The sequence below is a fragment of the Albimonas marina genome (assembly GCF_029223255.1).
Taxonomy (GTDB): Bacteria; Pseudomonadota; Alphaproteobacteria; order Rhodobacterales; family Rhodobacteraceae; genus Albimonas.
Genome location: NZ_JARHUC010000006.1, coordinates 216,401 through 228,408, shown reverse-complemented (window position 1 = coordinate 228,408; position 12,008 = coordinate 216,401). Strand labels below are relative to the sequence as shown.

11 protein-coding genes and 1 pseudogene are annotated in these 12,008 nt (G+C 72.4%); all 12 read right to left on the bottom strand.

Going from position 1 to position 12,008, the window contains the following annotated elements; all coding sequences use genetic code 11:
- Window positions 1-323 precede the first annotated feature (323 nt).
- A pseudogene (locus P2H44_RS17560) lies at window positions 324-1,532 on the bottom strand (amino acid ABC transporter permease); the annotation flags it as partial.
- Between the two features lie 137 nt (window positions 1,533-1,669).
- Window positions 1,670-2,689, bottom strand: a complete 1,020-nt coding sequence (locus tag P2H44_RS17555) for an amino acid ABC transporter substrate-binding protein (protein ID WP_275765409.1) — start codon at window positions 2,687-2,689, stop codon at window positions 1,670-1,672.
- Window positions 2,690-3,030: 341 nt separating this feature from the next.
- Window positions 3,031-3,342 (bottom strand): acylphosphatase, encoded by a 312-nt coding sequence (locus P2H44_RS17550; protein WP_275765407.1) that lies wholly within the window; start codon window positions 3,340-3,342, stop codon window positions 3,031-3,033.
- A 124-nt stretch (window positions 3,343-3,466) separates the two neighbouring features.
- Window positions 3,467-4,162, bottom strand: coding sequence for a DUF1045 domain-containing protein (locus P2H44_RS17545; protein WP_275765405.1), 696 nt, complete (start codon window positions 4,160-4,162; stop codon window positions 3,467-3,469).
- 34 nt (window positions 4,163-4,196) lie between these two features.
- Complete coding sequence (locus P2H44_RS17540) at window positions 4,197-5,042, bottom strand: fumarylacetoacetate hydrolase family protein (RefSeq protein WP_275765403.1); 846 nt, start codon at window positions 5,040-5,042, stop codon at window positions 4,197-4,199.
- A 40-nt stretch (window positions 5,043-5,082) separates the two neighbouring features.
- Window positions 5,083-5,604, bottom strand: a complete 522-nt coding sequence (locus tag P2H44_RS17535; RefSeq protein WP_275765402.1) for a PaaI family thioesterase — start codon at window positions 5,602-5,604, stop codon at window positions 5,083-5,085.
- A 14-nt stretch (window positions 5,605-5,618) separates the two neighbouring features.
- Entirely contained in the window at window positions 5,619-6,335 is a 717-nt protein-coding gene (locus tag P2H44_RS17530) for an ATP12 family chaperone protein (RefSeq protein WP_275765400.1), read from the bottom strand.
- Window positions 6,335-7,036, bottom strand: coding sequence for an HAD-IA family hydrolase (locus P2H44_RS17525; protein WP_275765399.1), 702 nt, complete (start codon window positions 7,034-7,036; stop codon window positions 6,335-6,337). The genes P2H44_RS17530 and P2H44_RS17525 overlap by 1 nt, the downstream gene beginning before the upstream one ends.
- Window positions 7,037-7,437: 401 nt before the next feature.
- The gene (locus P2H44_RS17520) at window positions 7,438-8,490 is read right to left on the bottom strand and encodes an RluA family pseudouridine synthase (protein ID WP_275765397.1); all 1,053 of its coding nucleotides are present in this window, start codon (window positions 8,488-8,490) and stop codon (window positions 7,438-7,440) included.
- Between the two features lie 58 nt (window positions 8,491-8,548).
- Window positions 8,549-8,935: a fluoride efflux transporter CrcB gene (gene crcB, locus P2H44_RS17515; protein WP_275765396.1), complete on the bottom strand. Its 387-nt coding sequence runs from the start codon at window positions 8,933-8,935 to the stop codon at window positions 8,549-8,551.
- A gap of 204 nt (window positions 8,936-9,139) precedes the next feature.
- Window positions 9,140-10,480 (bottom strand): replication-associated recombination protein A, encoded by a 1,341-nt coding sequence (locus P2H44_RS17510; RefSeq protein ID WP_275765394.1) that lies wholly within the window; start codon window positions 10,478-10,480, stop codon window positions 9,140-9,142.
- Between the two features lie 4 nt (window positions 10,481-10,484).
- Window positions 10,485-11,909, bottom strand: coding sequence for a trypsin-like peptidase domain-containing protein (locus P2H44_RS17505; protein ID WP_275765392.1), 1,425 nt, complete (start codon window positions 11,907-11,909; stop codon window positions 10,485-10,487).
- Between the last annotated feature and the right edge of the window lie 99 nt (window positions 11,910-12,008).

Genomic DNA, 12,008 nt, shown 5'->3' with positions numbered 1-12,008 from the left:
GCCGCCAGGTCGATGACCCGGAAGTGCTTGAACACCGCCGTCAGCAGGGTCGCGAGGGTGAAGACGATCAGCAGCAGGAAGGTGATCTGCCGCGCGCCCGACCACTCGACATAGGGCAGCCGGGTCTCGGGCGCCTGGGCGAGGAACAGGTAGGCCAGCTCCGCCGCCAGCATCCCGGCGTAGAGCAGGACCACCAGGTTCAGCCAGCTCGCCACCCCGAAGTTGGGCTGGTGGGCCGCGTCGCCCTTCTTCAGCGTCTCCCACGGGCCGGTCATCTTGTCGAAGGCCTTGGCCAGCGTGAAGGCCGCGCCGCTCGCCGAGGTCCGCTCCACGAGCTTCACCTGCTCGTTGTAGAGGTTCATGATCATCGAGATCGTCAGCGAGATGCACAGGTAGAACGCCATCAGCAGCAGCAGCGTCTCGAACTCGCGGCCGGTCTGGTTCAGCGTGATGCCGCCCAGGGTGCCGGTCGCGTCCATGTAGCCCACCGCGATCGCGAGCGAGCTGTTCTTGGTCAGGTTGAGGTACTGCGAGATCAGCGGCGGGATGATCACCCGCAGCGCCTGCGGCAGGATCACCAGGCTCATCGTGCGGTTGGCGCGCAGGCCCAGCGCGAAGGCCGCCTCGGTCTGGCCCTTGGAGACCGAGAGGATGCCGGCGCGCACGTTCTCGGCGATGAAGGCGCCGGTGTAGATCGACAGGGCCAGCCACAGCGCCACGAGGCTGTTGCGCATGTAGATGCCGCCGTCGAAGTTGAAACCCTTCAGCTCGGGATACTGCAGCGTGATCGGGGCGCCGGAGATCAGCGCCAGGATCGCCCAGACCAGCACCGGCAGGCCGATGACCAGCGCGAGGCGCACCCGCAGCACCGGCAGGATCTGGCCGGTGTCCTGCTGGATCCGCTTGGCGTGGCGCGTGTACCAGATCGAGCAGACGATGCCGATGATGAAGGCCGCGACCACGAAAATCGAGCCGGCGCCGAAGACCGGCCCGGGGATGTAGAAGCCGCGGTTGGTCGCCACGATCCCCAGCATGTGCGCATCCGCGCCCGCCTGGCGGGGCGAGGGCAGGAACTCGTCGAAGACGGCCGCCAGCAGCAGGATCTGGATCAGGACCGGGATGTTGCGGACGGTCTCGATGTAGACCGTCATCAGCTTGGCGATCAGCCAGTTGTTGGACAGGCGCAGCACGCCCGCCACCACGCCGATCACGGTGGCCAGCAGGCAGCCCATCACCGCCACCAGCAGGGTGTTGAGCATCCCTACCACCGCCGCGGTCGCGTGCGAGGAGCGGGAGGTGTAGTCGATCAGGCGCTGGTTGATGTCATAGGACGCCGGCTCGTCCATGAAGGAGAAGCTGAACGTCTTTCCCAGCGCCGCGAGGTTGGCGAGCACGTTCGAGACCAGGTAGCTCGCGCCCAGCAGGACCAGGATCAGGGCGATGACCTGGATGGTCAGCGACCTGTATCGCGTGTCGGTCCAAAGCATGCCGAGCCGGAAGTCCCCGCGGGGCGGGTCCGTAATCGCCGTCATTCGGCTTTCCCTTCGCCTGTCGTCGCGCCCGGCCTCCCCTTGGCCGCCGGTTGATCCGGTCGTGCCGTGGCGGGCGTCATGTTGTGCAAAGCGAGAGGGGCGCGCCGTTCCCGGCGCGCCCCGTCGTCGTCAGCCGATCAGCGGAACGGCGGGGCGTACATCAGCCCGCCCTGCGTCCACAGCGCGTTCAGGCCGCGCTCGAGGCCGATGGCGGTGTCCGGGCCGATGAAGGCGTTGAACACTTCGCCGTAGTTGCCCACCGACTTGATCACGTTGACGGCCCAGTCCTTGGACAGGCCCATCATCGCGCCGTACTCGCCCTCGGCGCCGAGCAGACGGTTGATCTCGGGGTTGTCGGTGCCCTTCGCCATCTCCTCGACGTTCTCGGAGGTGACGCCCAGCTCCTCGGCGATGACCATCGCGTTGAAGGTCCAGCGCACGATGTCGCCCCACTCGGAGTCGCCGTGACGGACCAGCGGGCCCAGCGGCTCCTTCGAGATGATCTCGGGCAGGATCACGTGATCCTTGGGCGCCTCGAAGGTCGAACGGGTGGCGGCGAGGCCGGAGGCGTCGGTGGTGTACACGTCGCAGGCGTTGGCCAGGTACTTCTGCTGGGCCTCGGCGTTGGTCTCGATCGGCACCGGCTCGTAGGACATGCCGTTGATGCGGAAGTAGTCCGCCAGGTTCAGCTCGGTGGTGGTGCCGGTCTGGATGCAGACCGTGGCGCCGTCGAGCTCCTTGGCCGAGGTCACGCCCAGCGCCTTGGGCACCATGAAGCCCTGGCCGTCGTAGTAGTTGACGCCCACGAAGGTGAACTTCAGGTCGACGTCGCGGCTGAAGGTCCAGGTGGTGTTGCGCGCCAGCATGTCGATCTCGCCGGAGGCGAGGGCGGTGAAGCGCGTCTTGCCGGTCGTCGGCGTGAACTTGACGGCCTGCGCGTCGCCGAAGACGGCCGCGGCCACCGCGCGGCAGACGGCGACGTCGAAGCCGGTCCATTCGCCCGAGGCCTCGGTGTAGGCGAAGCCCGGAACGCCCGTCGCCACGCCGCACTGGACGAAGCCCTTGGCCTTCACGTCGTCGAGCGTCGCGGCGGAGGCGGCGCCGGCGGAAAGGCCGGCGGCGGCGGCCAGCGCGCCGATCAGAAGGTTGCGTTTCATATGTCCGAATACCTCTTCCTGTGGGTCCAGCGTCTCGCCCGGGGACGGGCCGACGCCGGCATGGGTCTCCACGGCCCCTCCGACCGCGGACGACATCTTTTGTATTTCGGCCTCTCGGCCTGGGCTCCCCCCGAGCCCATCACAGAGAATGAACAAGGGCTTCACAGAAGGTCAACCCCCCGTGCCGCGGCGCCGAAATACGACCGTCCTGCTGCGAAAAACGCCGGCCCTTCAGGCGCCCCAACCACAGGGCGCCTCATTCGCAGGCGTTGAGCAAGTCTCAATGAAACAAGCGATTCGCGCCAGCGCGGAGGCGCCGTTGCGAAACCTTGGGTTGAGGATCAGCGGGCGCGCAGGAACCCGCCCAGGGGGGCGCCGTCGGGCATCCGCGGCTCGGCCTGCCAGGGGCGGCTTTCGACCTTTTCGACCGCCGCATGGGGCGGACCCTCGGCGCAGGCCGCCAGCAGCGCCTGCACCTGGGCCTCGGGCCCCACGGCCAGAAGCTCGACCGCGCCGTCGGGAAGATTGCGCACCCAGCCCCACACGCCGAGCCGGTCGGCGGTGCAGCAGGTCCAGTCGCGATAGCCGACCCGCTGCACGCGCCCGAGGACGACGGCGCGGACGGCGACCTGTTTTGCGGCGACGTGGTTCATAGGGCGATCCCGGCGAAGGGGGCGCGGCAGGCGCGCCGATGGTCGAACCCTCCTCAATCTAGCGCATCCGACCGTTTCGCAAAGTAACGGTTCAGCGCGCCGCAGGTCCGTCCCCTCCGCCCGCTCAGCCCCCCAGCGGCAGCCGGCGCAGCAGCCGGAACGGCGCCCCGCCGCCCGGATCGCCGAACAGCGCGATCTCGCGCACCGGCAGCGGCGCCTCGCAGAACGGCGCGACATGGGGGGCCAGCGCCGCCGCGGTCGCGGCCAGCGTCTCGGGCGCCAGCGCCGAGGTCAGCGTCAGGTGGAAGCGGAACTGGTCGAAGACGTAGGGATAGCCCCAGCGCGCCAGGTGCGACTCCTGCGCGGGGCTCAGCGTCATCCGCCGGCGGCGGGCCAGCTCGGCCTCGGACGGGGGCGCGCGGAAGCGGTCCAGCCGCTCGACGCAGGCCGAAGCCAGCGTCTCCATCCGCGGGCAGCGCTCGGAGAGGCCGAGGTAGGCGAAGCGGCTCTCGGCCCGCAGCGCCGGCGGCGGCGCGTCGAAGGGCGCGAGGGAGGCGGCCAGCGCCTCCGCCTCCGCCTCCAGCTCCTCGGCCGTGGTTCCCTCGGCCAGGAAAAACGGCGGCTTCAGCGTGCCGTGGAAGCCGTAGCGGCGGGGCGAGACGGTCAGGGCCTGCGGCTCGTCCGACAGCCCCTCGACCGCGGGGCGGGGCGGGACCGCGCCCGCCTCCGCGTCCCAGCCCAGCCAGGCGGAGCCGAAGGCCCACAGGGCCGAGTCCGCCGGCGGGGCGTAGTAGATCGCCAGCCGCTCCCAGGTCGCCATCGCCGCGTCCTCCGCTGCCCCGTCGCCGCCGACCTCAGCCCGGCCAGGCCACCGCCGACTGATGCTGCACGCCCAGGCCCTCGACCCCCAGCTCCAGCGTGTCGCCGGGCTTGAGGAAGCGCTGCGGCTTCATCCCCAGCCCCACGCCCGAGGGCGTGCCCGTGACGATCACGTCGCCCGGCACCAGGCGCACGAAGCGGCTGAGATAGCTCACGATCTCGGCGACCGAGAAGATCATGTCCGAGGTGGAGGAGTTCTGCACCGTCTCGCCGTTGAGCTTCAGCCAGATGCCCAGCGCCTGCGGGTCCGGCACCTCGTCGGCGGTCACCAGCCAGGGCCCCAGCGGGCCGAAGCCCGGCGCGCCCTTGCCCTTGCACCAGGTGCCGCCCCGCTCCTGCTGCCACTCCCGCTCGGAGACGTCGTTGGCCACGCAATAACCCGCCACGCAGGACAGCGCCTCGGCCTCGGAGACATGCTCGGTCACCTTGCCGATCACCACGCCCAGCTCGACCTCCCAGTCGGTCTTCACGCTGTCCTTGGGGATCACCAGCGTGTCGTCCGGCCCCGCGAGGCACGAGGCCGCCTTGGCGAAGACGATCGGCTCCTTGGGATGGGGGGAGCCGGTCTCGTCCGCGTGCAGGCCGTAGTTCAGCCCGATCGCGTGGAAGGTCTCGACCCGCGAGAGGATCGCGCCGATGCGCTCGGGCGTCACGACGGGCAACGAGGCCGGGTCGACCGCGCGCAGCCGCTCGAGGCTTTCGAGCGTCACCGTCGCGGGCGTCAGGTCGTCAATCACGCCCGAAAGATCTCGCACGGCGCCCTCGGCGTCCAGCATCCCCGGCTTCTCGGCCCCCCTGGGGCCCCAGCGCAGCAGTTTCATCGCGTCCTCCCTCCGGGCTTCCCGCCCGTTTCGCGCCCTCTCAGGCGAAGTCCATGATCAGACAGGTGGTGGTGGCGGTGGCGTAGAGCTTGCCGTCCTTCTCTCCCACCAGCCGTCCCTGCGCCGTCCCGGTCGAGCGGCCGACGTGGATCGACTCCCCGATCGCCAGCATCGGGCCGCTGTCGGCCCGCGCCCCGCGCAGGATGTTCACCTTGTACTCCAGCGTCGTATAGGCCTTTCCCGCCGGCAGATGGGTGTGGATCGAGCTGCCCATGGCGCTGTCGAGCAGCACCCCGTACCAGCCGCCATGCACCGACCCCAACGGGTTGTAGACGTCGAAGCTCGGCTCCCCCCGGAACACCACCCGCCCCGGCGCGACCTCGTGGATCAGGAAGCCCGCCGTGCGCGACATCGGGGCCGCGGGCAGCCGGCCCGTGCGCAGCGCCTCCAGCATCTCGATGCCGGTGTATTTAGCCGCCTCGGCGAGGCTGGGGATCTCGTCCAGCGTCTCGGGCCAGCGGGGGGAGGCGGCGGCAAGCGCTTCGGCGGCGGCGTCGGTCATCGGCAGGGGTCCCGTCAGGCGTCGGTTCGGTCGGCGATCAGGTCGAGCAGGCGGCGCGCGGCGAGGAAGTCGGCGCGCTTGGCGGCGGCGAGCGCCGCGGCCTCCGCGTCCTCGCCCCACTGCTCGGCCTGCCAGGTCTCGTCCACGCGCGAGCGGGCCCAGCCGTCCTCGGCCCCGATCTCGCCCGCCGAGACGGCGAGCGCGATGACCAGGCTGCCGGACAGCACGGTCAGCTCATGCAGCGCGACCAGCGCCAGCGGGTCGTGGGCGCCGACGGCGGCGCGCAGGCGGGCCAGCGCCTCCTCCGGCTGGGCCACGTGCATCACGCCCTCGGCGCAGAGGAGCCGCGCGCCATGGGCGCGGGCGGCCCAGTCGAGCAGCGGATCCCAGGCCTCGGCCTGGCGGCGGGCCAGCCCCTGCGGGTGCGGCGCGCGATAGCACAGCAGGTCCGAGCCCCCGTAGGCCGCCACCGCGTCCACCACCTCGGCGTGCTTGTCGGCGACGCGGTCGATGGCGGTGTTGAGGCTGCGGGTCAGCGGCATGGTCGAGGGGTCGACCACCTCCACCTGCGCGTCCCATTCGGCGGCCAGCGCCTCGGCCAGCGCGCGCGTCGGGGCCAGCAGCGCGGTCCGCCCGGGCGTGCGCAGGGGGCGGCCGTCGAGCGTCACGCCCCAGCCCTCGGGGGTCTCGGCCGCGGCGGCCTGCTTCCAGAAACGCTTGGGCGCGGCCATCAGACCTCTCCCCAGACCAGCGCCAGGGCGGCGTCGAGCTCGTCCCAGCCGTGGATGACATGGTGGGCGCCCGCGTCGCGCAGGCGCGCCTCGGGATGGTAGCCCCAGGTGACGGCGATGGCGGTCATGCCGGCGGCGCGGGCCATCTCGACGTCGAACTCGGTGTCGCCGATCATCACCGCGTCCTCCGCCTCGGCCCCGGTCTCGGCCAGCGCGTCGAGCAGCATGGCGGGATGGGGCTTGGAGGGGTGTCCGTCGGCGGTCTGCAGGGTCTGGAACAGGGGCGCGAGCTCATGGGCCGCCAGCGCATGGGTCAGCCCGCGCATGGCCTTGCCGGTGGCGACGCCCATCAGCACCTCGTCGCGCGCCGCCAGCCTGTGCAGCGCCGCCTTCGCGCCGGGATAGAGCGGCGAGGCCGCCTCGCCCCCCGTCTCCTTGCGCAGGCGGATGAAGGCCTGCTTGTAGCGCTCGACCACGTGCTCGACTTCCGCCGCCGTCAGCCCGGGCGCGAGGCGCGCCACCGCGACGGGCAGCGAAAGGCCCACGATCGAGAGCGTCTCCTCCCGCGTGGGCGGCGGCAGGCCGGCGTCGGCGAAGCCGTCGACCATGGCCGCCACGATCATGCGCTGGCTGTCGATGATGGTCCCGTCCATGTCGAAGACGGCGAGCTTGAGCCGGTCGGGACGCAGCGAGGTGGCCAAGGGCGGGCTCCGGAGGGTCGTGACGGACCGGGGAGGCGTAGCCCCCCCCGCCCCCTCTGTCCAGCCGGCGCGCCCCCGCCCCGTCCAGGCGCCCCGGCGCGACGCCCGAACCCGGACGCAAAGCGCCTGTTCTCCGGAGCCGTCTCTCGCTGATGCCGTGAAGAGCGACTCGGCGGGAGGGGTCCAGGATCGCGAAGCGACCCCGCGCTTGCGCGGGGCTTGTCCTTGACCCCTCCCGACGAGTCGCTCAGGCATCGTCAGCGAGAGACGGATCCGGAGGACAGGCGCGGCCCTGTTCTTTGGTGAGTCAGGAGCCCGCCGGAAGCTCCCGCACTCTCAGAACCGGTCGCGCCCGAAGGCGCAGGCCCAAGCCCGCCAGCAGGGCGCCCCCGCGCCCCCGATCACTCCTCGTCGAGGAACGGATCGTCCGACGCATCCTCCGGCCGCCAGCCGAACACCTCCCAGGTGCGGGCCATGTGCTCGGGCAGCGGCGCCACCAGGCGCAGGGGCTTGCCCGAGGCCGGGTGGGCGATGGTCAGCGAGCGGGCGTGCAGGTGCAGCTTGCGGCTGATCACGCCGCCCAGCTGCGCGCCCCAGCCCTCGCCCTCGTTGGTCTGGCCCGAGCCGCCGTACTTGCCGTCGCCCGCGATCGGGTTGCCGAGCGCGGCCATGTGGGCGCGCAGCTGGTGGGTGCGCCCGGTGATCGGGCTCAGGGCGACCCAGGCGGCGCGCTTGGCGGCGGCGTCGATGGTCATGTAGTCGGTCACGGCGCGCTTGGCGCCCTCGGTCGCCTCGATCTCGTCGGGGTGGACGATGCGCATCTTCTCGCCCTCGCCGCCCTTGCCGTGGCCGCCGGCCTTGACCAACCCCCACTTGATGGTGCCGGCGCGCGGCTCCGGCACGCCGGCGCAGACCGCCCAGTAGATCTTGCGCGTCGCCCGCGCCCGGAAGGCGCCCGCCAGCGCCTTGGCCGCGTTGGCCGAGCGCGCCAGGACCATCACGCCCGAGGTGTCGCGGTCCAGCCGGTGCACGAGGTGAGGATCGTCGTCCCGCCCGAAGCGCAGCGCCGAGGAAAGGCCCACCACGTGCCGGTTCCCCTGCCCCGTGCCGCCCTGCACCGGCAGGCCGGCAGGCTTGTTCAGCGCGATCAGGTGGTCGTCGCGATAGATCACGCAGTCCTGGATCATCCGCGCGTCGGCCGCCGAGATCTCGGGGCGCGGCGCGGGCTTCTCGTTCTCGAGGATCTCGTCGGGGATCGGGGGCACGCGCACGCTCTGCCCCGCCTCGAGCCGGGTCGAGGCCTTGGCCCGCGCCCCGTCCACGCGCAGCTCGCCCTTGCGCAGCATCTTCTCGATGCGGCCCTGGGTCAGCTGCGGAAAGCGGCGGCGCAGCCAGCGGTCGATCCGGCTGTCGGCCTCGTCCGGGGCCACGGTCACGGTCTGCACGCCGGGCATCGCCCGATCCTCCTTCAGCCTGCGGGCCGCGCCCGCCACGTCGTCTCGCCGGGCGTCCTCAGCCCTGGCCCCAGGCCGCCCGCGCCAGCGCCAGCCCCGCGAACAGGGCGGCCACCGACAGCGCCACCGAGCCCGCCACGTAGACCGCCGCCGCCGCCATCCGCCCGCGCTCGACCAGGTAGAGCGCGTCCAGCGAGAAGGCCGAGAAGGTGGTGAACCCGCCCAGCAGCCCGGTCATCACGAAGGGCGCGAACCGCGCCCATCCGCCCTCCATCCGCTCCATCAGCAGGACCGCGGCGATCCCCATCACGAAGGAGCCGATCACGTTCACCCCGAAGGTGCCCCAGGGAAAGTCGGCGCCCAGCACGCGCAGCGTCCAGCGGCCGAACAGCCACCGAAGCGAGGCGCCGCAGGCCCCGCCGAGCGCAACGTAGAGGATCGTCATGGCCCCGCTTCTGCGCCGGGCGGCCCGCGCGGTCAAGGCGCCGCGATGCGGCGGAGGACCCGCGGCGTCGGCTTCGCGCGTTTGCGGGAGCCTCGCGGCCGCCCCGCCCGCCAGTCGCCGCCCCTCCGTCCGGCGCCTGAAGGCGGGCGGCCGGGGCGGGCGAGGCCGGCGCGCAGCGGCGGCGAGTCCCGTCCGGCCGCGCGCTCAGTCCTCGCCGCGGCGCTTCGCGCGCAGGCGGGCGAAATACTCCACCCGCTTGCCCAGCTCCCGCTCGAAGCCGCGCTCGACGGGGCGGTAGAAGGTCGGGCGTTCCATGCCTTCGGGGAAATAGTTCTGGCCCGAAAATCCGTCCTGCGCGTCGTGGTCGTAGGCGTAGCCCGCGCCGTAGCCCTGCTCCTTCATCAGCTTCGTCGGCGCGTTGAGGATATGGGCGGGCGGCGCGCTCGACCCCGACTTCTTGGCCAGCGACACCGCCTGCTTCCAGGCCGAATAGACCGCGTTCGACTTGGGCGCGAGCGCGAGATGCACCACCGCCTGGGCCAGCGCCAGCTCCCCCTCGGGGGAGCCGAGCCGCTCGTAGGTCTCCCAGGCGTCGAGGCACAGCGTCATCGCCTGCGGATCGGCGAGGCCGATGTCCTCGACCGCCATGCGGGTGATCCGCCGGGCGAGGAAGCGCGGGTCCTCGCCCCCCTCGATCATCCGCGCCAGCCAGTAGAGCGAGGCGTCGGGGTCGGAGCCACGCACCGACTTGTGCAGCGCCGAGATCAGGTTGTAGTGCCCGTCGCCGGTCTTGTCGTACTGCGCCGCCCGCCGGGTCAGGCGCTTCGCCAGCGCGTCGGCGTCGACCGGCCCCGGCCCCATGCGGTAGGCCTGTTCGGCGAGGTTCAGGAGCGCGCGCCCGTCGCCGTCGGCGAGGTTCACCAGCGCCCGGCGCGCATCCGGCGTCAGCGGCAGCGGCCCCTCCAGCGCCTCGGCCCGGGCCAGCATCGCCTCCAGCGCGTCGTCCTCCAGCCGGTTGAGCACCAGCACCTGCGCGCGCGAGAGCAACGCGCGGTTCAGCTCGAAGGACGGGTTCTCGGTCGTGGCCCCGACCAGGGTGATGGTCCCGTCCTCCATGTGCGGGAGGAACCCGTCCTGCTGGGCCTTGTTGAAGCGGTGGATCTCGTCGACGAAGAGCAGCGTGCCCTGCCCGTTTCCGGCCCGCACCCGCGCCGCGTCGAAGACCTTCCGCAGGTCCGCGACCCCGGTGAAGATCGCCGAGATCTGCACGAAGGCGAGGTCCGTCGCCTCGGCCAGCAGGCGGGCGATGGTGGTCTTGCCCACGCCCGGCGGCCCCCAGAGGATCAGGCTCGGCAGCTCGCGGGCCGCGACCATGGCGGCCAGCGGCGCGCCCTCGTCCAGAAGCTGCGGCTGGCCGATCACCTCGTCGAGCGCGGCGGGGCGCAGACGGTCGGCGAGCGGGCGGGCGGCGGAGCGCGCAGGCGCGCGCTCGGTCCCGCCGCTTTTCGGCGTCTCGTCGCCGCCCCTGTCGAACAGGTCCGCCATCGGATCAGCGCGAGAAGCGCATCTTGCCGCGGCGCCCGGCGCGCTCGACGGTCAGTTCCAGGACCCGGGGCGGTTTCGCGGCGATGGCGTCGAGCGCCTCGGTGTCGGCGATCTCGGCGCCGTTGATCTCGAGGATCCGGTCCCCCTTGCGGAAGCCCGCCCGCGCGGACTCCTCCGCCACGTCCAGCACCACCACGCCCAGCGCGTCGTCGGGCAGCCCCGTCTCCATCGCCACGGCCGGGTTGAGGTTGGAGATCGTCAGCCCGCCCAGCGGCGAGGGGCCCGGCAGCTCGCGCTCGTCGCGCGCGGGCTCGTCGGGGGCGGCGGTCAGGCGCAGGGTGGCGCGGCGCTCCTCCCCGTTCGAGATCCAGGCGATCTCCGCCTCCCGCCCCACGCCCAGGGTCGCGAGGCGGAACTCGAGCTCGGTCTCCGCGCTCACCGGGCGGCCGTCGACGCTGAGCAGCACGTCCCCGCGCGCGAGCCCGGCCCGGGCGAAGGGCGACAGCGGATGAAGCTCCGAGACCGCGAGCCCCTGCACCCGGTCGAGCCCCAGCGCCTCGGCCAGCGCCCCGTCGACCGGCTGGCCCGAGAGCCCGGCCCAGGGCCGCGTCAGGGTGGAGCGGCCGGCCTCGGCCTGCGCCACCACCTGCGCCACCAGGTCCGAGGGCACCGCGAAGCCGATCCCGATCGAGCCGCCCGAGCGCGACAGGATCGCGGTGTTGATCCCCAGCAGCCGCCCGCGCATGTCCACCAGCGCGCCGCCGGAGTTGCCCGGGTTGATCGCCGCGTCCGTCTGCAGGTAGTAGCCCGAGCCGCCCGTCGGCGCCTCGCGCGTGCGGGCGAGCGCCGAGACGATCCCCGAGGTCACCGTCTGCCCCACCCCGAACGGGTTGCCGATGGCGAGCACCAGGTCCCCGACCTCGACCTCGGCGGTGTCGCGCAGCGGCAGGGCGGGCAGGCCCTCGGCCTCCTGAAGCTTCAGCACCACCAGGTCGCTGTCCTTGTCGGCGAGCAGGATCTCGGCCTCGAACTCGCGCCCGTCGGTCAGCACGGCGCGGATCTCGGTCGCCTGGCCGACGACGTGCAGGTTGGTGACCACCAGCCCGTCCTCGCGCACGATCACGCCCGAGCCCAGCGAGTTCTGCACCTGCTGGGTGGGCCGGCCCATGCCCTGGAAGAAGCGGCGGAAGAACGGATCCTGCGCGAAGGGCCCGGCGAGCCCGCCGGGCCGCTCCACCACGCGCTTGGCGTAGATGTTCACCACCGAGGGCGCGGCGGCCTTCACCACCGGCGCGAAGGAGAGCTGGATCTCGGCCGTCGTCTCGGGAACCTTCGCCTCCGACCCCGTCGTCTGCGCCCGTCCCGGCGGCGCCGCGAGCACGAGCGCGAGGGCGAGCGCGGGGACGAGGACGGGTCGGACGAACGGCATCTGGACGCCTCCTGGCGAAGGATGGGTCGGGGGACGGCGCCGGAGCGGACGCCGCGCGGGTGCGAACCTAGGCGCGCCGCGCGGGAAAGAGAAGCAGGG